This window comes from Streptomyces sp. NPDC001204 (assembly GCF_053598035.1).
In genome coordinates, this window is sequence record NZ_JBSFJL010000001.1 from 23669 (window position 1) to 44157 (window position 20489).

Consider the following 20489-nt stretch of genomic DNA (forward strand, 5'->3'; position numbering starts at 1 on the left):
GAGCTGGTGGAAGGTGGAACGGGCGGGGGCGCCGTCGGCTCCCCCGCCCGTCACCGAGTGCCTAGTAGCACTCCTTGGTACCTGTCGCCAGCGACATGCTGAGTCCGCTGAGCTTGAAGGTCCCGGCGGTCGTCGCCCACGCCGTCTGCTTCACGCCGGTCAGCGTGGCCGAGTCGGCCTGCTGAGCGAACCCGAAGGGGTTGGTCTGCTTGTTCGCGACCTCGCCCGGCTTGATGCCAGGACCCTTGTTGGCGTCCTTGGCCGCAACACCGATGTCGATGTTGTTGAACGTGGCGTCGGCCTTGAGGTCGGCGACGTCGATGTAGAGGTTCTCGGCCTCGACCGGCGTCCTGCCGCCGCCCGCCTTCAGCAGCAGGCTCACGTTGCCGAAGGGCGTCTCGGTGACGACCGACTGGCACAGGTTGTTGATCGTGGCCGTCCTGAACGCCGAGACCGCGACCGGGTGGTGCTCGTCCTTGCTGCCGTCGAGGCTCTTCCCCGAGTCGATCGCGCCGTACTGGGCGAACCCCTTGCCCTCCAGCCTGTCCGCCGTCACCTTGAACGACTGACCGGACACGCTGAACGACGCGGCGAGGGCACCCTGAGCCAGGGCCACGCCTATCGCCGCCGTCGCGGCCACGCTGGGCACCATGACCACAGCGAACCGCTTCCATCTGGTCCCGCCACGCACTTGGGACTCCATATTTCCTCCTTCTCGGACGTACATCTCCTGGCCCGGCTCACCACCGGCCGGCGGCTCGGCCGGGCAGGGATGGGAGAAGTGCTACGTCCTCGGGAAGGAGAGCGCCCGCGCTCGGTGGCGCCAACCGCGCCCGAATCACCGGCGATCACCCCCGAGCGACAACCACTGGTCGCGCCTGACACGCATCACGCACAACCCTGCTGGACAGGCTTCGCCAGCCGGCGAAGACCCCCCTGCCCCAAGGGACGGCGCCACTGCCGCCGGCCCTGCTCGGTGGGGACCCAGACACCCCATGACCCGACCGGTTTGCCGGGGCACGGGGACGGACCGAGCGTCGCCGATCGTGGTGCATTCTCGCCGCCCGCACAAGGGGGTTCGTTACTCGCTAGTAACGGCTGGATAACCGGGACACGACTCACCGGTTCCGAACGGCGACACTCGGTGGTAACAAAGGGCAGAACAAAACGGTTCACCTCTGGACGGAACCGGGCGGAACCACACCCTCGATTTACTGCCAGTAACAGCGGCCGCGATTACCAAGTTTTGGTAAAGCGCGGCCGCACTGACGGCTCCTCGGCCAATCTTTCACTCGGGCATCACATGCCGTGGCGTTTAACGACTGGTCAGCACAAGAGGGTTGGCCCGGATCAGAACAACGCCCTCGCCAACGCCCGGCGCGCCCCCGTCACTCGCGGGTCCTCGGCGCCGACGACCTCGAAGAGCTCCAGCAGCCTCAGCCGCACCGCGTCCCGGTCCTCACCGGCGGTGCGCCGCACGGTGTCGATGAGCCGGCTGAAGGCGTCCTCCACGTGACCGCCCACCAGATCCAGGTCGGCGGCGGCGATCTGCGCCTGTACGTCGGCGGGCTTCTCGGCCGCCTCCTTGCGCACCCGCTGCGGGTCGAAGCCCTGCACCCGCTGGAGCAACTCGGCCTGCGCCAGGCCGAGTTTGGCCTCCGGGTTGCCCGGGTCGTCGGCCAGCACGTTCTTGTACGCCTGCACCGCGCCGCCCAGGTCGCCGGCGTCCAGGGCCTGCGACGCCGCGTTCAGCAGCGCTTCGTACGGGCCGACCGGGGCCTGCTGAGCCGCCTGCGCGCCCGCCTCGGCGTCCGGGTCGACGGTCAGTCCGGTCAGTCCGAACCGCTCCTCGGCGACCTGCACCAGCTGGTCCAGCGTCTGCCGGATCTGCTCCTCGCCGGCCGCCCCCTGGAACAGGGGCAGGGCCTGGCCGGCGACCACCGCGAAGACCGCGGGGATCCCCTGGACGCCGAACTGCTGCATCAGCAACTGGTTGGCGTCGACGTCGATCTTGGCGAGGAGGAAGCGCCCGTTGTACTCGACGGCCAGTCGCTCCAGGACCGGGCTCAGCTGCTTGCAGGGCTGACACCACTCGGCCCAGAAGTCGATGACGACGGGCACCTCGGCCGACCGCTGGAGGACATCGCGCTCGAAAGTGGCCTCGTCGACGTCGATGACGAGATCGGCCGGGGAGACCGCCCCCGCGCCGCCCTCCCTGGCCGCTTGGGCGCGCGCCTGCTCCGCCTTCGCCTTGGCCTCCTGGGCCGCCTTCACCGCGGCGAGGTCGACGACTCCGCTCATGGACATGTTCCGTGGCTGCATGCGTCTATCCTCCCCCGTTCTGCCCGCCTGAGTGAAAACCGCCGGGAAAGCCGTACTGCTCCGGGCGCCCGGTCCCCACCTGACACCCTGTGGTCATCGCTCGGACACGGACTCGTGCCCGCGTTTCGCTACGACCCGTAGCGTAATGGCAGCGGGCGCCCGCGCGGAAGCACACCGTGGTGATCTCTCTCACGACCGGACAGGAACCGCTCGTTTTCGGTCCGGTTATGGTCATGGGATGCAGAGCCGCACCCCCGCCGCCCGCGCCGGCCGGCCGCGCAGCGCCGCCGCGGACGCGGCGATCCTGGCCGCCACCCGGGCGGCGCTGGTGGAGCTGGGCTGGTCGCGGCTCACCCTGGGGGACGTGGCCACCCGGGCCGGGGTCGCGAAGACGACGCTGTACCGCCGCTGGGCGGGCAAGAACGAACTCGTCGTCGACGCCGTCGCCGAGCTCTTCGACGAACTCCGCCTCCCCGACCGCGGCAGCCTCGCCGCCGACATCGAGGGCGTGGTCCTCCAGTTCGCGGCGATCCTGGCCCGGCCCGAGGCCAGGAGCGGGCTGATGGCCGTGGTCGCCGAGTCGACGCGCGACGAGGCCCTGCGCGAACGCATCCGCACCTCGATCGTGGACCGCCAGAAGCGCCTGGTCCTGGAGGGCCGCGCCCGCGCCCAGACCCGGGGCGAACTCCCCCCGGAACCGGACCCGGAGGAAGCCGCCCGCACGGTCGGCCTGATCTTCGACATCGTCGCGGGCGCCGTGGTGCACCGCACCCTGGTCAGCGCCGAACCGGCGGACGAGGAATGGGTGCGCGGCTTCACCCGGGTCCTTCTGACCGGGCTCGCGGCGGACGGCTGACCGGGACTCCGGGGCAGCGGGGCGGGACGAGCCCGCCCCGGCTCCGGTCCCTCAGAACCCCGCGGGCTCCGTGTACACCCCCCACTCGTCCCGCAGGACCCCGCAGATCTCGCCCAGCGTCGCCTCGGCGCGCACGGCGTCGAGCATCGGCTCGATCATGTTGGCGCCGGACCGCGCGGCCGCCAGCATCGCGTCCAGCGCGGAGCGCACGGCACCGTCGTCCCGCCCGGTCCTCCGCTCCCCGAGCACCCGCACCTGCTCCCGCTCCACCTCGTGGCTGACCCGGAGGATCTCCAAATCCCCGGTGACCGAGCCGGTGTGGACGTTGACGCCGACGACCCTCTTGTCGCCCTTCTCCAGCGCCCGCTGGTACTGGAACGCCGACTCCGCGATCTCGCCGGTGAACCACCCGTCCTCGATGCCCCGCAGGATCCCGGACGTGATCGGCCCGATCGGGTGCTGTCCGTCGGGGTGCGCCCGCAGTCCCCGCTCCTTGATCTGCTCGAAGATCTTCTCGGCGTCCGCCTCGATCCGGTCCGTCAGCTGCTCGATGTACCACGAACCGCCCAGCGGATCGGCCACGTTGGCGACGCCGGTCTCCTCCATCAGCACCTGCTGCGTGCGCAGCGCGATCTCCGCTGCCTGCTCGCTCGGCAGCGCGAGCGTCTCGTCGAGCGCGTTGGTGTGCAGCGAGTTGGTGCCGCCGAGCACCGCCGCGAGCGCCTCCACGGCCGTGCGCACGACGTTGTTGTACGGCTGCTGGGCGGTCAGCGAGACCCCGGCGGTCTGCGTGTGGAAGCGCAGCCACTGCGCCTTGTCGGTCTTCGCGCCGTAGACGTCGCGCATCCACCGGGCCCAGATGCGGCGCGCCGCGCGGAACTTGGCGATCTCCTCGAAGAAGTCGACGTGCGCGTCGAAGAAGAAGGACAGGCCGGGCGCGAAGACGTCGACGTCGAGACCGCGGCTGAGCCCGAGTTCGACGTACCCGAAGCCGTCCGCCAGTGTGTACGCGAGCTCCTGCGCGGCCGTCGCCCCCGCCTCGCGGATGTGGTAGCCGGAGACGGACAGCGGCTTGTACGCGGGGATCCTGGTGGCGCAGTGCTCCATCAGGTCGCCGATGAGGCGCAGATGGGGCTCGGGCTGGAAGAGCCACTCCTTCTGGGCGATGTACTCCTTGAAGATGTCGGTCTGGAGCGTGCCGTTGAGGACGGAGGCGTCCACGCCCTGCCGCTCCGCGGCGACCAGGTACATGCAGAAGACGGGGACGGCCGGCCCGCTGATCGTCATCGACGTGGTGACGTCACCGAGCGGGATGTCCTTGAACAGCACCTCCATGTCGGCCGCCGAGTCGATGGCCACACCGCAGTGGCCGACCTCGCCCAGCGAACGCGGGTCGTCGGAGTCGCGGCCCATGAGCGTCGGCATGTCGAAGGCGACCGAGAGCCCGCCTCCGCCGTTGCCGAGGATCATCTTGTAGCGCTCGTTGGTCTGCTCGGCGTTGCCGAACCCGGCGAACTGCCGGATCGTCCACGTACGCCCCCGGTAGCCGGTCGGGTACAGGCCGCGGGTGAAGGGGTACTCCCCCGGCCAGCCGATCCGCTCGAATCCCTCGTACGTGTCTCCCTGCCGGGGACCGTACACCGGCTCCACGGGATCGCCGGAGAGCGTGGTGAAGTCCGCCTCGCGCTTGCGTGCGGCGTCGTACCGGGCCTGCCAGCGGTGGCGGCCCTCCTCGATGGCGTCAGCGTCCATACCCTCGAATTTACTAGGACGTCCAAGTAAATGTCGACGGCTGACCGCCGTACGGGTTCCGTACGGCGGTGGCGCGTGCTCAGGCCTTGGCGGCCGCGGGGGCCTCGTCCTGCGCGGCGAGCCGGGACTCCAGCTCACGGCTGACCCCACGCTCGACGAAGAAGGCGGCGGTCGGGATGGTCCCCGCGAGGAGCACCCACAGCTGCTTGGCGACCGGCCACTTGGCCTTGGAGCCCAGGTCGAAGGCGAACACCAGGTACACGACGTACAGCCAGCCGTGCGCGATGCCGACGACGCTCGTGAAGCCCGCCGCGCCGTTGATGTCGAGCACGTACTTGGCGATCACGCCGAGAGTCAGCAGGACCAGCAGCACACCGGTGACGTAGGCCATGACCCGGTAGCGGGTCAGCACGCTTCGTTTCATGGGGACGAGCGTAACCACCCGTTCCGGGAGATCTTGCCCCGGGTGGCCCTGCCCGCATCGGTCCGTGCCCCGGCCCCCCGGTCCTCGCGCAGGCCGTGCGCGTCAGTCCTCGTGGAAGTCGTGCGCGGCGATCCGCAGCGGCCGCAGCATCGCGAAGATCTCGCCGCACTCCTCGGCGTCGTAGGCCCCGAGGCCGAACTCCATCGCCATCAGGTCGCGGGTGGCGGCATCGACCGCCTCGCGGCCCTTGTCGGTGATGACGGCGAGCGTGCCGCGCCCGTCGTTGGGGTTGGGGCGCCTGGCGACGAGACCGGATCTGACCAGCCGGTCCACGGTGTTCGTCACGGACGTGGGGTGCACCATCAGGCGCTCGCCGATCTTGGACATCGGCAGTTCGCCGGCCTTGGAGAAGGTGAGCAGCACCAGGGCCTCGTAGCGCGCGAAGGTCAGCCCGTACGGCTTGACCACCGCGTCGACCTCGGCCAGCAGGATCTGGTGGGCGCGCATGATCGAGGTGATCGCGGCCATGGACGGCACGCTTCCCCAGCGCTGCTTCCAGAGCTCGTCGGCACGGGCGATGGGGTCGAAAGGGAGACTGAGGGGCTTCGGCACGTCACCAGACCCTACCGGTCGGTCATATGCGGCTCAGCCCCGTCTCAGCCTTCGGTCCTGCGAGCTCAGCTCTCGGTCCGGCGGGCGGCCACCGCCAGCCCCACGCAGCACACCGTCCCCAGGACTCCGGCCCCCGCGACCGTCGCCGCCACCCCGGCGAACTCCGCCGCGACCCCGGCCAGCGCCATGCCCACGCCCTGGATCGTCATGAGTCCGGCGGTCAGCAGGGTCATCGCCCGGCCGCGCAGTTCCTCGGGCACCGCGCGCACGAACCACTGGTCCAGGCCCAGCGTGTACGCCGACCCGGCGCCCGAGAGCACCAGCAGGAGCAGGGAGACGGCGAGGCCGGGGCGCAGGGCGTAGCCGAGGTAGGGCAGCAGGGTCAGGCAGACCAGTGGCAGGGCGATCCGCTCGCGGACGGCGGGCCGCAGCCGGGAGCCGGCGTACAACTCGCTCGCGATCGTGCCGACGGGCAGCCCGCACATCAGCAGTCCGAGCCCGACGGAGCCGGCGCCGAGCGCGTCGGCGTACGGGGCCGCCAGGGCCTCCGGCACGACCGCGAACATCGGCGGCACCCAGAACAGCAGGAGGAGGACGCGGATCCGGCGGTCGGCGAGCACCTGCCGGGCACCGCGCAGCGAGTCGCCCACCAGGGCGCCGGGCTCGCCGGTCCTGGCGGGACGGTTCCGGGTGCCGAAGCGGAGCAGGGCGGCGGAGGCGAGGAAGGTGACGACGGTGATCAGCAGGGCGTGCCGGGGGCTGACCACGGTGAGCAGCAGGCCGCCGAGTCCGAAGCCGACGAGCAGCGCGCTCTGCGAGACGATCCGCAGCAGGGAGCGGCCGAGGACGAACAGCTCGCCGTCGCCGAGGATGTCGGTGAGGCTGGCCATCCGCGTTCCCTGGAACACGGGTGACACGACGGCGACGGCGCAGCGCAGCGCGAGCAGGACGCCGATGTGGGCGCCGGGCACCACCATCGGCGCCACGCAGGCCGCGCACACCAGGTCGCAGGTGACGAGCACCCGGCGGGCCGGGAAGCGGTCGGCGATCCCGCTGAGGAGGGTGCCGCCGACGACGTAGGGCATGAGGCCGAGCGCGAAGGTGAGGGCGCTCATCAGGGGCGAGCCGGTGAGGTCGTAGACGAGGACCGACAGGGCGATCTCGCTGACCATCACGCCGAGCAGGGAGAGGGCGTGGGCGGCGAAGACCGCCCGGAACTCGGGTACGGCGAAGACCCGGGCGTAGCCGGCCGCCGGTTCGGCCACGGGCACGGGGGCGGGCGTGGGTGCGGGCCGGTCCGGGGCCTGCGGGGTCGGGATGGGCTCGGGGGCTTGCTGCTGCATGGGCGGCAGCGTGCGGGTGGGAGGGGCGGTCGGCGTAGAGTTTCGGCCACTGCCGAATCTTTGCCGTCTCTCCTGTCTTTCCGGTCTTTCCGGTCTTCGCCCGCCTTTCCGGCCTTCGCCTGTCCTTCCTGTCTTCGCCAGTCCTTCCTGGGGGTGCCGTGCCGTTCCGTCTGCACTTCGGGGACGACGACCTCATGCGGTGCCGGTTCGCGGTGTCGCCGCTGTGGGAGACGCAGGAGGCGGTACGGACGCTGCGGCGGCCGGACCGGCACGGGTACCACCCGCACTGGCTGCGCCGCATACGGGAGGCCGCAGAGGGGCTGGACCTCGCCCCGCTGTGGCTGCTCATGCCCCGGCGGGGGCACAGTCCCGACTTCCTCGGGCCGCCGCCGATCGGGCCTGCGGCCGTGTTCGAGGAGGAGATCGCCCAGGTGCGGGCGGCGGATCCCGGGGCGGCGCGGGAGGACCTGGCGCGGGCGCTCGCCGATACGCCGGGTGCGCTGGAGTCGTCGCGGGGGCGGGTGATGCTCGCCGATCCGGAGCGTGCGGTGCGGGAGCTGGCCGATCTGCTGGAGGCCGCGTGGCACGCGCTGATCGAACCGGAGTGGCCACGGCTGCGGGCGCTGCTTGAGGCCGATGTGGCCTTCCACTCGCGGCGGCTGGCCGAGGTGGGGCTGGGGGCGCTGCTGCCGGAACTGGACCGGCGGCTGTCCTGGGACGGGCGGACGCTGACGGTCGACTGGCCGGGCGAGCACGGGCGCGACCTCGACGGGCGGGGGCTGGTGCTGATGCCGAGCGTGTTCTCCTGGCCGGACGTGATCAGCGGCTTCGATCCGCCCTGGCAGCCCACGCTGGTGTACCCGGCGCGCGGGCTGGGCGGTCTGTGGGTGCGGCGGGGCACGGAGGCCGGTGAGGCCCTGGTGCGGCTGCTGGGGCGGGGGCGGGCCGCGGTGCTGGCCGCGCTGACCGATCCGGCGTCGACGACGGCGCTGGCCCACCGTCTGGACCTGGCACCGTCTTCGGTGTCGGCGCATCTGACGGTGCTGCGGGACGCGGGCCTGCTCACGTCCCGCCGGTACGGGCACCAGGTGCTCTACGAACGCACACCGCTGGGGATGGCACTGGTCTCGGGCGGGTGAGGCCCGCGCGAGACGGGCGGCGCGGGCGGGACTTGAAGGGTCCCGCGAAGCGCCGCCGGGTGTTCACTCCGCCTGCTGGGCGAGGTGCCGTTCGACGCGCTCCACCTTGGCGGTGAGGCCGTCCGTGACACCGGGACGGATGTCCGCCTTGAGGACCAGGGACACACGCGGAGCACGTGCCTCCACCGCGGCGACGGCTCGCTTGACGACGTCCATGACCTCGTCCCACTCGCCCTCGACGGAGGTGAACATCGCGTCGGTGCGGTTGGGCAGGCCGGACTCGCGGACGACCCGGACGGCGTCGGCGACGTACTCCCCCACGTCCTCGCCGACGCCCAGCGGGGTCACGGAAAAGGCGACGATCACGCGTTCACGACCCCTTCGCGGCGGGCGCGGGAGGCGATCACCGCGTCCTCGGCCTCGCGCTTGAGCCTGCGCTCGGCGAAGAAGCCGCCGGTGGGCAGGACCGAGAGGACGAAGTAGAGGGCGGCGGTCCCCACCGACCACTTGGCGCGGTTCCAGGCGTCGGCCCAGAAGATCACGTACAGGATGAACAGGACGCCGTGGATCGCGCCCATCACGGGCACCGCGTTGAAGTCCGTGGTCCGCTTCAGGACCGAGCAGACCAGCAGCAGGAGGAAGGAGACCGCCTCGGGGGCGGAGACCAGGCGGAGGCGGCGGAGGGCGGTGGCGGTCTTGATGTCCACGGGTCACCTTCGGTGGGAGACGGACCGGCGGGCCGCTGAAGTGACGCGGGCCGGCTTGTGAATGCGAGCACAAACGTTCGTCCATTGTGGCAAACCCGCGGGGCGGGTCCGGTCAGGGGGTGGGCGCGGCCGTCCCGTAAGGGTGTGAATCAGGGTCGTTGTCCCCCCGTGGGCCCTGTCGGCCCGCCCCGTCCGCCGCTACCTTCACTCCGTGGCGATGTTCCGACTTCAAGACAGCAGGGTGCTCGCCGTCGACATGACCGGGGACGCCGTGAAGGCGAAGAACGGCTCGATGGTCGCGTACGACGGGCAGATGGCCTTCAAGAGGCTGACCGGTGGCGGCGAGGGGCTGCGCGGCATGGTGACCCGGCGGCTCACCGGCGAGCAGATGACCGTGATGGAGGTGCGGGGGCACGGAACGTGCTGGTTCGCCGACCGGGCGGCCGAGATCAATCTGGTGCGGCTCCAGGGGGAAAAGCTGTACGTCGAGTCGAGCAACCTGCTCGCGACGGACGCCGGACTGCGCACGGGGACGACGTTCACCGGACTGCGCGGCGCCTCCCAGGGCAACGGGCTGTTCACGACCACGGTCGAGGGGCACGGGCAGGCGGCGATCATGTCGGACGGCCCGGCGGTGGTGCTCAGGGTCAGCCAGCAGTACCCGCTGATCGTCGACCCCGGCGCCTACATCGCGCACCAGGGCGACGTCCGGCAGTCCTTCCAGTCCGGGGTGACCTTCCGCACGTTCCTCGGGGAGGGCGGCGGGGAGGCCTTCCAGATCCGGTTCGAGGGGGACGGGCTGGTGTACGTCCAGCCGAGCGAGCGGAACACGATCGCGGGGGACCTGTGAGATGACCTTCCGGGAGATCAACTCGAAAATGGTCGAGGCGACGGTCGTGCCCGGCCGGCGCCTGTTCAGTCAGCGCGGCGCGATGCTCGCCTACCGCGGTGACGTGGCGTTCACGCCCAACATCCAGGGCGGCCAGGGCGGTCTGATGTCGATGATCGGGCGCCGGGTGGCGGGTGAGGCGACACCGCTGATGACCGTGGAGGGCAGCGGCACGGTCTTCTTCGGGCACGGCGGCCACCATGTGCACGTGATCGAGATGACGGGTGACACGTTGTACGTGGAGGCGGACCGCCTGCTCGCCTTCGAGGGCACGCTCCAGCAGGGCACGATGTTCATGGGCTCGCAGGGCGGGGTCATGGGCATGGTGCGGGGCCAGGTGACGGGTCAGGGACTGTTCACGACCACCCTCCAGGGACACGGCTCGGTCGCGGTCATGGCGCACGGCGGCGTCTTCGAGGTGCCGATCACCCCGCAGCGCCCCGTCCACGTCGACCCGCAGGCCTACGTCGCCCACCACGGCGACGTCCGCAACAAGCTGTCCACCGCGCTGGGCTGGCGCGAGATGGTGGGACGCGGCTCCGGGGAGGGCTTCCAGCTCGAACTGAGCGGCAACGGCACGGTGTACGTCCAGGCGTCGGAGGAGAAGCTGTGAGCGCGTACGGAACGCCCGGCGCCGGGCCGGTGGTCCACGACCCGACGACCCTGCCGGCCGACGACAACGTGAACCCGTACACCTTCTGCGTGGAGCTCAAGGGAAGCCAGTGGTTCCTCCAGAAGGGGAAGATGATCGCCTACTACGGGGCGATCGAGTTCAACGGCATCGGACACGGCCGGCTGGACCATCTGGTCCGCACGGCCTTTCATTCGCCTCTGCACGCGAGCGACTGGGTGGTGGCCGAGGGTTCGGGCCGGATGCTGCTCGCCGACCGGGCCTTCGATGTCAACTCCTTCGACCTGGACGACGGCAATCTGACCATTCGCTCCGGCAATCTGCTCGCTTTTCAGCCAAGTCTGTCGCTCAAGCAGTCGATCGTGCCCGGCTTCCTCACTCTCATCGGAACCGGAAAGTTCGTGGCCGCGTCCAACGGGCCGGTGGTGTTCATGGAGCCCCCGATCCGGGTGGACCCGCAGGCGCTGGTCGGCTGGGCCGACTGCCCGTCCCCGTGCCATCACTACGACCACGGGTACCTGACCGGCGTACTGGGCGGGCTGCGTTCCATGACGGGCCTCGGGCCGGTCTCCGGGGAGGAGCACCAGTTCGAGTTCGTGGGGGCCGGGACGGTCCTGCTGCAGTCCAGCGAGAGCCTCATGGCCGAACTGGCGGCGGGGGTGCTTCCGGACGAGCCCGGGGTACCCGGAGGGGGAAGGGTGTCCGGAACCCGCGGACAGCAGGGCGGGCAACCGCGCCTTCCCGGACAGCTGGGAGATCTCCAGCGTCGCTTCGGGGTGTGAGCGGTAGTCTGCGGAGTGTGACATCGAACGCGTGCGCGCCGTCACACCACCCTCACTAGTTCGCCTTTCAACTTCTTAGGTAGACTTCATTCATGGAGACCGAGACGGCCACGCGCTGGCTGACCGATGCGGAGCAGTGCGCCTGGCGCACCCACCTGGAGGTCAACAGGCTGTTGACGTACCAGCTCGAAAAGGACCTGCAGCCGTTCGGCCTGACGATGAACGACTACGAGATCCTGGTGAATCTCTCCGAGTCGGAGGACGTCCGGATGCGCATGAGCGACCTCGCGTCCGCCACCCTCCAGTCCAAGAGCCGCCTCTCGCACCAGATCACCCGCATGGAGAACGCGGACCTGGTGCGCCGTGAGAACTGCGAGTCCGACCGCCGGGGCCTGTACGCGGTCCTCACCGAGCACGGCATGGAGACCATGCAGAAGGTCGCGCCGCACCATGTGGCGTCCGTGCGGAGGCATTTCATCGATCTGGTCGACCACGAGACGCTGATGGAGCTGGACAAGGCCCTGAAGCCGATCGCAGAGCATCTGCGGGGGCAGCGGGGCCGTAGCTGAGCCTGATCCCGGCGTCAGGGGTCTCGGGCCGGCCCGAGACCCCTGACGCCGGGCGGACGGAACACGCCTACCGGCGCCGCCACGGTCCCGCGAGCAGCGCCGCCGCCACGGACGCCCCGCCGGCCAGCAGGAAGCACACCCCGAGCGGCAGGGCGCCGATCAGCAGTCCCGTCACCAGCGCCCCACCCGAACCGCCGGCGTTCACCGCCGCGTTCACCCACGCCCCGGCCCGCGTCCGAGAGCCTTCCGCCGCCGTCTCGTCGGCCAGCAGATACGCCGTGGTCAGCGCCGGAGCGATGAACGCGCCCGCGCAGGCCATGGCCGCCGTCAGGGTCCACATGCCGGGCGCGAGGCCCGCCGCCGCGATCACCGGACCAAGACCCGCCGCGAACCAGGTCAGACGCACACGGGCGGGTGTACGCCAGTCGATCGCCCCGTTGACGAGGCCGCCCACCGCGCTGCCCGCCGAGAGGGCGCCCAGGACCCACGGCACCAGGGCCGTGTCGTACGACCGCTCGGCGGCGAACGCCATCACCAGCAGTTCCACCCCGCTGAGCGCCAGGCCGACCCCCATGGCGACGGCGACCGGCGGCAGGAGGCCGCGGAGCCCGGCGAGGCGGCCGCCGGACTTCTCCCGCCGCGGCGCCGGGCGGGGGCCGGTCATCGCCGGCGAGGTGACGAAGGCGCAGGTGCCGGCGACGATCAGCAGCGCGCTGAGCAGGAGGCCGGACGCCGGGGGCGCGAAGCCCACGAGCACGCCGACGAGGGCCGGGCCGGAGACAAACAGCAGCTCCTCGGCGACGCCGTCCAGGCTGTAGGCACGTGCCAGGAGGCCCCGGTCGGCGACGAGTTCGGACCACAGGGCGCGCATGGCGGGACCCAGCGGGGGCGCGCAGGCGCCCGCGAGGGCGGCGGCCGTGGCGACGGCCGCGGCCGGTGCGCCGGGGCCCCAGGTCAGGACGGCCAGGGCGCACAGCAGAGCGCCGTAGAGCGCCGCCATGGGGAACAGGGCGCGGCGCGGTCCGTACCGGTCGACCAGGGACGCCCGCAGGGGCATCAGGAAGACCGACGTGGCGCCGAACAGGGACATCACGGCACCGGACACGGCATACGACCCGGTGGCCCGGGTGACGGACAGCATCACCGAGAGCGCCACCATCCCGTAGGACAGGCGTGCCGTCAGGGCGGCGGTGAAGGTGCGGCGCGCGTGCGGGACGCGCAGGACGGCGGCGTACGAGGGCCGCGCGGGCAGGGGCGGGCGCGACGAAGTGGGCGCGGACATGAGTGGTTCCTCACCTGAAGGCATGAAGACGGGACACCGGAGCGCCGCGTCCGCCGACGGTCGGTCGTCGGTCCGGGACGCGGCGCGGGTGCGCGGTCTATGCCAAGCGGAGGAACATGCCGGTCAAGTTAGCGATGTCCGCCGTGATTGACCACGGGTTTTCCAACCGGGCCGGGATCAGCCCTCGGTCAGGCCCGCCACCAGTTCGTCCGCCGCCTGGTACGGGTCCAGCTCACCGGCGGTGATCCGCTCCGCGAGGGCGCTCAGCCGGCGGTCGCCGTGCAGATCGCCGATGCGTTCGCGCAGGGCCGTGACCGCGATGGTCTCCACCTCGTGGGCGGCGCGGGCGCGGCGGCGCTCGGCGAGGACGCCCCGCTCCTCCATCCAGGCCCGGTGCTTCTCCAGCGCCTCGACCACCTCGTCGACGCCCTCGGAGCGCGCGGCGACCGTCTTGACGATGGGCGGACGCCAGTCGCCGGGGCCGCGGGTCTCGCCGAGGCCCAGCATGTGGTTCAGCTCGCGGGCGGTGGCGTCCGCGCCGTCCCGGTCGGCCTTGTTGACGACGTAGACGTCGCCGATCTCCAGGATGCCGGCCTTGGCCGCCTGGATGCCGTCGCCCATCCCCGGGGCCAGCAGGACGACGGACGTGTCGGCCTGGGAGGCGATCTCCACCTCCGACTGGCCCACACCGACCGTCTCGACCAGGATCACGTCGCAGCCCGCCGCGTCCAGTACGCGGATCGCCTGCGGGGCGGCCCAGGCGAGTCCGCCCAGGTGGCCGCGGGTGGCCATGGAGCGGATGTAGACGCCCGGGTCCGAGGCGTGCTCCGACATCCGCACCCGGTCGCCGAGCAGCGCGCCGCCGGAGAAGGGCGAGGACGGGTCGACGGCCAGGACACCGACCCGCTTGCCCTGCTTGCGGTACGCCGTCACCAGCGCGGACGTGGACGTCGACTTGCCCACGCCCGGGGAGCCGGTCAGACCGACGACGTACGCGTTGCCGGTCAGCGGCGCGAGCGTCCGCATGACCTCCCGCAACTGCGGGGACGCCCCCTCCACCAAGGAGATCAGCCGGGCCACGGCCCTCGGCCGGCCTTCCCTGGCCTGGGCCACCAGAGAGGAGACGTCCTGCATCACAGCTCCGTTCACATGATCCGCGTACGCGGTCCGCGTACGAGAGGTCCTACGAATGAGGTCGGTCGGGTGTTACCCGGCTCAGGCCTTCGGCACCCGGACGATCAGCGCGTCGCCCTGACCGCCGCCGCCGCACAGCGCGGCCGCGCCGACGCCGCCGCCGCGCCGCTTCAGCTCCAGCGCCAGGTGCAGCACGAGACGGGCGCCGGACATCCCGATCGGGTGACCCAGGGCGATGGCGCCGCCGTTCACGTTCACCCTTTCCGTGGACACGCCGAGGTCCTTCATTGACTGCACGGCCACGGCGGCGAACGCCTCGTTGATCTCGACGAGGTCCAGGTCGGAGACCTCGAGCCCCTCCTTCTTCAAGGCGTGCTGGATGGCGTTGGAGGGCTGGGACTGCAGGGAGTTGTCCGGGCCGGCGACGTTGCCGTGGGCGCCGATCTCGGCGATCCACTCAAGGCCCAGCTCCTCGGCCTTGGCCTCGCTCATCACGACCACGGCCGCGGCGCCGTCGGAGATCTGCGAGGAGGAGCCGGCGGTGATCGTGCCGTCCTTGGCGAAGGCCGGGCGCAGCTTGGCCAGGCTCTCGGCCGTGGTGTCGGCGCGGATGCCCTCGTCCTTGCTGAACAGGACCGGGTCGCCCTTGCGCTGCGGGATCTCCACCGGGGTGATCTCGGCCTCGAAGACGCCGTTCTTCTGCGCGGCGGCGGCCCGCTGGTGGGACAGGGCGGCGATCTCGTCCTGCTCGTCGCGCCCGATGCCCAGGCGGGTGTTGTGCTTCTCCGTCGACGCGCCCATGGCGATGCCCTCGAACGAGTCGGTCAGGCCGTCGTGAGCCATCGAGTCCAGCACCTCCACCGCGCCGTACTTGTAGCCCTCGCGGGACTTCGGCAGGAGGTGCGGGGCGTTGGTCATGGACTCCTGGCCGCCGGCCACGACCACGTCGAACTCACCCGCACGGATCAACTGGTCGGCGAGCGCGATGGCGTCCAGACCGGACAGGCACACCTTGTTGATGGTGAGCGCCGGGACGCTCATCGGGATGCCGGCCTTGACCGCGGCCTGGCGGGCCGGGATCTGCCCCGCCCCGGCCTGCAGCACCTGGCCCATGATCACGTACTGCACCTGGTCGCCCCCGATCCCCGCGCGGTCGAGGGCGGCCTTGATCGCGAAGCCGCCGAGGTCGGCTCCGGAGAAGGACTTCAGCGAGCCCAGCAGCCGCCCCATGGGCGTCCGAGCGCCCGCGACGATCACCGAGCCGGTCGTACCGGAAGTTCCAGAAGACATGAGCTGCGATCCCCTTACCGGCCTGCACAGCCGAGGAGTGAACGAGGGTTTACTTCGAATGTACTGAGGCCTGCTCCGCCCCGTCATCGGGCCGTCGGTGTGATCGCGCGCACGTTGCGTAACCACCCCGGTGGCGATGCACTGATTCCATGCTGACGCGAATCGACCACATCGGGATCGCCTGCCACGACCTCGACGCCACCGTCGAGTTCTACCGGACCACGTACGGCTTCGAGGTGTTCCACACCGAGGTCAACGAGGAGCAGGGCGTGCGCGAGGCCATGCTCAAGATCAACGAAACCTCCGACGGAGGGGCTTCCTACCTGCAGCTTCTCGAACCGACCCGCGAGGACTCCACCGTCGCGAAGTGGCTCGCCAAGAACGGCGAGGGCGTGCACCACATCGCCTTCGGCACGGCGGACGTCGACGCGGACGCGGCCGCCGTACGCGACAAGGGCGTACGCGTTCTGTACGACGAGCCGCGGCGCGGCTCGATGGGGTCGCGGATCACCTTCCTGCACCCCAAGGATTGCCACGGTGTCCTGACAGAACTGGTCACTTCGGCGGCTGTTGAGTCGGCTGAGCACTGACTCCCGTACATAAGGGCCGGTAGGGTTGGGGGCGGTCGTCCCCCGAGCGGGGACGACCCGGTCCTGCCGTCGAGAACGTCAGGACCGCCGGGGTCCGTGTTTCGGGGGACGAGCGGCGGGGCAGCAGCCCGTGCTCCGCTGTTGATCTGACACCATTTCCCGGGGGCCCCGTCCGGCGGATGGACGGAGCTCGTTTGGACAGGCTTGCGACCAGGGGACGGATGGGACCGCGCAGTGCGGGGCTACGAACGCCAGGAGCGAGAGCCGGCGGCTGACGTCGACCACCTCTCTCGGTTCGAGGCCGAGATGGATCGGCTGAAGACCGAGCGGGAGAAGGCGATCCAGCACGCCGAGGACCTCGGCTACCAGGTCGAGGTGCTGCGCGCCAAGCTGCACGAGGCGCGCCGCACCATCATGTCCCGGCCCGCCTACGACGGCGCCGACCTCGGCTACCAGGCCGAGCAGTTGCTGCGCAACGCGCAGGTGCAGGCCGATCAGATCCGCGCCGACGCCGAGCGCGAGTTGAGCCAGGCGAGGGCGCAGACCCAGCGCATCCTCCAGGAGCACGCGGAGCAGGCCGCTCGCCTTCAGGCCGAGCTGCACGCCGAGGCGGTCAACCGGCGCCAGCAGCTCGACCAGGAGCTCGCCGAGCGCCGGCAGACCGTCGAGTCGCACGTCAACGAGAACGTGGCGTGGGCGGAGCAGCTGCGCGCCCGCACCGAGCAGCAGGCCCGGCGTCTGCTGGACGAGTCCCGCGCCGAGGCCGAGCAGGCCATGTCGGCCGCCCGCGCGGAGGCCGAGCGGCTGGCCGCCGAGGCCCGGCAGCGCCTGCAGAGCGACGCCGAGGCGGCCCGCGCGGAGGCCGAGCAGATCCTGCGCCGCGCCCGCACCGACGCCGAGCGGCTGCTGAACGCCGCCTCCAGCCAGGCCCAGGAGGCCACCGACCACGCCGAGCGGCTGCGCTCCGCCACCGTCAGCGAGTCGGATGCCGCCCGCCGCCAGGCCGCCGAGCTGAGCCGGTCCGCCGAGCAGCGCATCGCCGAGGCCGAGGACGCGCTGCGCAAGGCGCAGACCGAGGCCGAGAAGCTGGTCACCGAGGCCAAGGATTCCGCGGCCAAGACGCTCGCCGGCGCCGAGTCGGCGAACGAGCAGCGCACGCGCACCGCCAAGGAGCAGGTCGCCCGGCTGGTCCAGGAGGCCACCAAGGAGGCCGAGGCCACCAAGTCCGAGGCCGAGCAGTTGGTCGCGGACGCCCGCGCCGAGGCGGAGAAGATCGTCGCGGAGGCCTCCGAGAAGGCCCGTACGATCACCGCCGAGGAGAGCGCGACCCAGCTGTCCAAGGCGGCGAAGACCGCCGAGGACGTGCTGAACAAGGCGTCGGAGGACGCCAAGGGGACCACGAAGGCGGCGGCCGAGGAGGCCGAGCGGATCCGCAAGGAGGCCGAGGCCGAGGCGGACCGGCTGCGCTCCGAGGCGCACGACCTGGCCGAGCAGCTCAAGGGCGCCGCCAAGGACGACACCAAGGAGTACCGCGCCAAGACGGTCGAGCTCCAGGAGGAGGCCCGCCGGCTGCGCGGCGAGGCCGAGCAGCTGCGGGCCGACGCGGTCGCCGAGGGCGAGAAGATCCGCTCCGAGGCCCGGCGCGAGGCCGTGGTGCAGATCGAGGAGGGGGCCAAGTCCGCCGAGGAGCTGCTGGCCAAGGCGAAGGCCGACGCCGACGAGCTGCGCGGCACCGCGCGGAGCGACAGCGAGAAGGTCCGCACCGAGGCCATCGAGCGGGCCACCACGCTGCGCCGGCAGGCCGAGGAGACCCTGGAGCGCACCCGCGAGGAGGCCGAGCGGCACCGCGCCGAGGCCACCGTGCAGGCCGAGTCGGTCCAGGCGGACGCCGAGCGGGCCGCGCGCGAGCTGCGCGAGGAGACCGAGCAGGCGGTCGCCGCCCGGAAGGCGGAGGCCACCGAGGAGCTCACCCGGCTGCACACCGAGGCCGAGGAGCGGCTGGCCGACGCCGAGAAGGCGCTGACCGACGCCCGCGAGGAGGCCTCCCGCATCCGCCGTGAGGCGGCGGAGGAGGCCGAGCGGCTGCGCACCGAGGCCGCCGAACGCATCCGGACGCTGCAGCAGCAGGCGGAGACGGAGGCCGAGCGGCTGCGTACCGAGGCCGCCGCCGACGCGTCCGCCTCCCGCGCCGAGGGCGAGGCCGTCGCCGTACGGCTGCGGGCGGAGGCCGCGGCGGAGGCCGAGCGGCTCAGGACGGAGGCGCAGGACACCGCGGACCGGGTGCGCGCGGAGGCGCAGGCCGCCGCGGAGCGGCTGGGCACGGAGGCGTCGGAGACGCTGGCCGCCGCCCAGGAGGAGGCCGCCCGGCGCCGCCGCGAGGCCGAGGAACTGCTCGGCGCCGCGCGCGGCGAGGCCGACCAGGAGCGCGAGCGGGCGCGCGAGCAGAGCGAGGAGCTGCTGGCCTCGGCCCGCAAGCGGGTGGAGGAGGCGCAGGCCGAGGCCACCCGTCTGGTGGAGGAGGCCGACCGGCGCGCCACCGAGATGGTGTCGGCCGCCGAGCAGCACGCGCAGCAGGTGCGGGACTCCGTAGCCGGGCTGCACGAGCAGGCGCAGGAGGAGATCGCCGGGCTGCGTTCGGCCGCCGAGCACGCGGCGGAGCGGACCCGCCGGGAGGCCGAGGAGGAGGCGGACCGGGTCCGCACCGACGCCTACGCCGAGCGGGAGCGGGCGAGCGAGGACGCGGGCCGGCTGCGCGGCGAGGCCCGGGAGGAGACCGAGGCCGCCAAGGCGCTCGCCGAGCGGACCGTGTCCGAGGCGATCACGGAGGCGGAGCGGATCCGCGCGGACGTCTCCGAGCACGCCCAGCGGGTGCGCACCGAGGCCTCCGACACCATCGCGCAGGCCGAGCAGGACGCCTCCCGCACCCGCGCGGAGGCCCGCGAAGACGCCAACCGCATCCGGTCGGAGGCGGCCACCCAGGCGGACACGCTCATCTCCGAGGCGCGTTCGGAGGCGGAGCGGCTCCAGACGGAGACGGTCGCGGAGGCGGACCGGGTCCGCGCCGAGTCCGTCGCCAAGGCGGAGCAGCTGATCTCGGACGCCACCGGGGACGCGGAGCGGCTGCGCGCCGACGCCGCGGAGACGGTCGGCTCCGCGCAGGCGCACGCCGAGCGGGTCCGCGCCGAGTCCGAGCGGGTCGGGTCCGAGGCGCGGGCGGAGGCCGAGCGGCTGGTGGGCACGGCCCGCGAGGAGGCCGACCGGACCCTGGACGAGGCCCGCCGGGACGCCAACAAGCGGCGCTCGGAGGCGGCCGAGCAGGTCGACACGCTCATCACCGAGACCACCGCCGAGGCCGACAAGCTGCTCACCGAGGCACAGGCGAGCGCGGTCAAGACGAAGGCGGACGCCGAGTCCCAGGCCGACACGATGGTGGGCGCGGCCCGCAAGGAGGCCGACCGGATCCTGTCCGAGGCGAAGGTCGAGGGCAACACCACGGTGGAGAAGGCCCGTACGGACGCGGACGAGCTGCTCGTCGGCGCCCGCCGGGACGCCACCCAGATCCGGGAGCGCGCGGAGGAGCTGCGCGAGCGCCTGACGACCGAGATCGAGGAGCTGCACGAGCGGGCCCGCCGCGAGGCGGCCGAGACGATGAAGTCGGCCGGCGACCGCTGCGACGCGCTCATCAAGGCGGCCGAGGAGCAGCTGGCCAAGGCGCAGACCAAGGCGAAGGAGATCGTCTCGGAGGCCAACTCCGAGGCGGGCAAGGTGCGGATCGCCGCGGTGAAGAAGGCCGAGGGGCTGCTGAAGGAGGCCGAGCAGAAGAAGTCCACGCTCGTGAAGGAGGCCGAGGAGCTCAAGGCCGAGGCGGTCCGCGAGGCCCGGCGCACGGTCGATGAGGGCAAGCGCGAGCTGGAGATCCTGGTGCGCCGGCGTGAGGACATCAACGCCGAGATCTCCCGGGTCCAGGACGTGCTGGAGGCGCTGGAATCGTTCGAGGCGCCGTCCGGGAAGGACGGCGCGGTGAAGGCCGGCGCGACGGTGGGGGCACCCCGGTCGGGTGGCAAGTCGTCAGACGGCTAGCCTGTAGACGGATTCCGGCCTTCTGGGTGCTTTGACCGGTTCTTTGGCAAGCCTTGAAACGGTCAGCCACTCAAAAGAGGTGTCATT

General features: G+C 71.8%; 19 protein-coding genes. 8 read left to right on the forward strand and 11 right to left on the reverse strand.

Annotation, left to right across the window (positions count from 1 at the left end):
* Nucleotides 1–61: 61 nt before the first annotated feature.
* The gene (locus tag ACWC91_RS00095) at nt 62–703 is read right to left on the reverse strand and encodes a DUF6230 family protein (RefSeq protein ID WP_225075624.1); all 642 of its coding nucleotides are present in this window, start codon (nt 701–703) and stop codon (nt 62–64) included.
* Between the two features lie 647 nt (nt 704–1350).
* Entirely contained in the window at nt 1351–2322 is a 972-nt protein-coding gene (locus ACWC91_RS00100) for a tetratricopeptide repeat protein (protein ID WP_225075623.1), read from the reverse strand.
* Nucleotides 2323–2560: 238 nt separating this feature from the next.
* Here ACWC91_RS00100 and ACWC91_RS00105 point away from each other — a divergent pair, with 238 nt between their 5' ends.
* On the forward strand, nt 2561–3178 hold the full coding sequence (locus tag ACWC91_RS00105; RefSeq protein WP_225075622.1) for a TetR/AcrR family transcriptional regulator: 618 nt from the start codon (nt 2561–2563) through the stop codon (nt 3176–3178).
* Nucleotides 3179–3229: 51 nt separating this feature from the next.
* Here the strand turns inward: ACWC91_RS00105 and ACWC91_RS00110 are convergent, their stop codons facing one another.
* The 4 genes from ACWC91_RS00110 to ACWC91_RS00125 all read right to left on the reverse strand — a co-directional run bounded on the left by ACWC91_RS00110 (nt 3230) and on the right by ACWC91_RS00125 (nt 7309).
* Nucleotides 3230–4930 (reverse strand): acyl-CoA mutase large subunit family protein, encoded by a 1701-nt coding sequence (locus ACWC91_RS00110; RefSeq protein WP_450643865.1) that lies wholly within the window; start codon nt 4928–4930, stop codon nt 3230–3232.
* A gap of 79 nt (nt 4931–5009) precedes the next feature.
* Entirely contained in the window at nt 5010–5354 is a 345-nt protein-coding gene (locus ACWC91_RS00115; RefSeq protein ID WP_225075620.1) for a DUF3817 domain-containing protein, read from the reverse strand.
* Nucleotides 5355–5456: 102 nt separating this feature from the next.
* Complete coding sequence (locus ACWC91_RS00120; RefSeq protein ID WP_141358265.1) at nt 5457–5966, reverse strand: MarR family winged helix-turn-helix transcriptional regulator; 510 nt, start codon at nt 5964–5966, stop codon at nt 5457–5459.
* 65 nt (nt 5967–6031) lie between these two features.
* Nucleotides 6032–7309 (reverse strand): MFS transporter, encoded by a 1278-nt coding sequence (locus ACWC91_RS00125; protein ID WP_225075619.1) that lies wholly within the window; start codon nt 7307–7309, stop codon nt 6032–6034.
* A gap of 158 nt (nt 7310–7467) precedes the next feature.
* On the opposite strand from ACWC91_RS00125, the gene ACWC91_RS00130 reads away from it, so the two are divergent.
* Nucleotides 7468–8448: an ArsR/SmtB family transcription factor gene (locus ACWC91_RS00130; RefSeq protein WP_225075618.1), complete on the forward strand. Its 981-nt coding sequence runs from the start codon at nt 7468–7470 to the stop codon at nt 8446–8448.
* Nucleotides 8449–8511: 63 nt separating this feature from the next.
* On the opposite strand, the gene ACWC91_RS00135 is transcribed toward ACWC91_RS00130, so the two are convergent.
* Both ACWC91_RS00135 and ACWC91_RS00140 read right to left on the reverse strand, forming a co-directional pair.
* On the reverse strand, nt 8512–8814 hold the full coding sequence (locus tag ACWC91_RS00135) for an MTH1187 family thiamine-binding protein (protein ID WP_141358271.1): 303 nt from the start codon (nt 8812–8814) through the stop codon (nt 8512–8514).
* The gene (locus ACWC91_RS00140) at nt 8811–9155 is read right to left on the reverse strand and encodes a DUF3817 domain-containing protein (protein ID WP_225075616.1); all 345 of its coding nucleotides are present in this window, start codon (nt 9153–9155) and stop codon (nt 8811–8813) included. Before ACWC91_RS00140 ends, ACWC91_RS00135 begins: the two co-directional genes overlap by 4 nt.
* Nucleotides 9156–9372: 217 nt before the next feature.
* Here ACWC91_RS00140 and ACWC91_RS00145 point away from each other — a divergent pair, with 217 nt between their 5' ends.
* The 4 genes from ACWC91_RS00145 (at nt 9373) to ACWC91_RS00160 (ending at nt 12026) form a co-directional block, all read left to right on the forward strand.
* Entirely contained in the window at nt 9373–10005 is a 633-nt protein-coding gene (locus tag ACWC91_RS00145) for an AIM24 family protein (RefSeq protein ID WP_225075615.1), read from the forward strand.
* Between the two features lies 1 nt (nt 10006).
* Entirely contained in the window at nt 10007–10657 is a 651-nt protein-coding gene (locus tag ACWC91_RS00150; RefSeq protein WP_225075614.1) for an AIM24 family protein, read from the forward strand.
* Nucleotides 10654–11457 carry an AIM24 family protein gene (locus ACWC91_RS00155; RefSeq protein ID WP_225075613.1) on the forward strand — a complete coding sequence of 268 codons (804 nt, stop codon included), beginning with the start codon at nt 10654–10656 and terminating at the stop codon, nt 11455–11457. Before ACWC91_RS00150 ends, ACWC91_RS00155 begins: the two co-directional genes overlap by 4 nt.
* A gap of 92 nt (nt 11458–11549) precedes the next feature.
* Nucleotides 11550–12026, forward strand: a complete 477-nt coding sequence (locus tag ACWC91_RS00160; RefSeq protein WP_281156306.1) for a MarR family winged helix-turn-helix transcriptional regulator — start codon at nt 11550–11552, stop codon at nt 12024–12026.
* Between the two features lie 67 nt (nt 12027–12093).
* Here ACWC91_RS00160 and ACWC91_RS00165 read toward each other — a convergent pair whose 3' ends face one another.
* The 3 genes from ACWC91_RS00165 to ACWC91_RS00175 all read right to left on the reverse strand — a co-directional run bounded on the left by ACWC91_RS00165 (nt 12094) and on the right by ACWC91_RS00175 (nt 15732).
* Nucleotides 12094–13308: an MFS transporter gene (locus ACWC91_RS00165; protein ID WP_281156307.1), complete on the reverse strand. Its 1215-nt coding sequence runs from the start codon at nt 13306–13308 to the stop codon at nt 12094–12096.
* Between the two features lie 177 nt (nt 13309–13485).
* Nucleotides 13486–14442, reverse strand: coding sequence for a methylmalonyl Co-A mutase-associated GTPase MeaB (gene meaB, locus ACWC91_RS00170; RefSeq protein WP_225075610.1), 957 nt, complete (start codon nt 14440–14442; stop codon nt 13486–13488).
* An 81-nt stretch (nt 14443–14523) separates the two neighbouring features.
* The gene (locus ACWC91_RS00175; RefSeq protein ID WP_450644355.1) at nt 14524–15732 is read right to left on the reverse strand and encodes an acetyl-CoA C-acetyltransferase; all 1209 of its coding nucleotides are present in this window, start codon (nt 15730–15732) and stop codon (nt 14524–14526) included.
* A 149-nt stretch (nt 15733–15881) separates the two neighbouring features.
* Here ACWC91_RS00175 and mce point away from each other — a divergent pair, with 149 nt between their 5' ends.
* Together mce and scy are read left to right on the forward strand one after the other, a co-directional pair.
* Complete coding sequence (gene mce, locus ACWC91_RS00180; RefSeq protein ID WP_225075608.1) at nt 15882–16322, forward strand: methylmalonyl-CoA epimerase; 441 nt, start codon at nt 15882–15884, stop codon at nt 16320–16322.
* A gap of 234 nt (nt 16323–16556) precedes the next feature.
* Nucleotides 16557–20402, forward strand: a complete 3846-nt coding sequence (gene scy, locus ACWC91_RS00185) for a polarized growth protein Scy (RefSeq protein ID WP_450644353.1) — start codon at nt 16557–16559, stop codon at nt 20400–20402.
* The last annotated feature ends 87 nt before the right edge of the window (nt 20403–20489 follow it).

Excerpts from the sequence above, each read along its gene's own strand:
- meaB (WP_225075610.1), bottom strand. The coding sequence starts at position 14,442 with ATGCAGGACGTCTCCTCTCTGGTGGCCCAGGCCAGGGAAGGCCGGCCG.
- ACWC91_RS00125 (WP_225075619.1), bottom strand. The coding sequence starts at position 7,309 with ATGCAGCAGCAAGCCCCCGAGCCCATCCCGACCCCGCAGGCCCCGGAC.
- ACWC91_RS00100 (WP_225075623.1), bottom strand. The coding sequence starts at position 2,322 with ATGCAGCCACGGAACATGTCCATGAGCGGAGTCGTCGACCTCGCCGCG.
- ACWC91_RS00110 (WP_450643865.1), bottom strand. The coding sequence starts at position 4,930 with ATGGACGCTGACGCCATCGAGGAGGGCCGCCACCGCTGGCAGGCCCGG.
- ACWC91_RS00095 (WP_225075624.1), bottom strand. The coding sequence starts at position 703 with ATGGAGTCCCAAGTGCGTGGCGGGACCAGATGGAAGCGGTTCGCTGTG.
- ACWC91_RS00145 (WP_225075615.1), top strand. The coding sequence starts at position 9,373 with ATGTTCCGACTTCAAGACAGCAGGGTGCTCGCCGTCGACATGACCGGG.
- mce (WP_225075608.1), top strand. The coding sequence starts at position 15,882 with ATGCTGACGCGAATCGACCACATCGGGATCGCCTGCCACGACCTCGAC.
- ACWC91_RS00160 (WP_281156306.1), top strand. The coding sequence starts at position 11,550 with ATGGAGACCGAGACGGCCACGCGCTGGCTGACCGATGCGGAGCAGTGC.
- ACWC91_RS00105 (WP_225075622.1), top strand. The coding sequence starts at position 2,561 with ATGCAGAGCCGCACCCCCGCCGCCCGCGCCGGCCGGCCGCGCAGCGCC.
- ACWC91_RS00150 (WP_225075614.1), top strand. The coding sequence starts at position 10,007 with ATGACCTTCCGGGAGATCAACTCGAAAATGGTCGAGGCGACGGTCGTG.
- ACWC91_RS00115 (WP_225075620.1), bottom strand. The coding sequence starts at position 5,354 with ATGAAACGAAGCGTGCTGACCCGCTACCGGGTCATGGCCTACGTCACC.
- ACWC91_RS00165 (WP_281156307.1), bottom strand. The coding sequence starts at position 13,308 with ATGTCCGCGCCCACTTCGTCGCGCCCGCCCCTGCCCGCGCGGCCCTCG.
- ACWC91_RS00175 (WP_450644355.1), bottom strand. The coding sequence starts at position 15,732 with ATGTCTTCTGGAACTTCCGGTACGACCGGCTCGGTGATCGTCGCGGGC.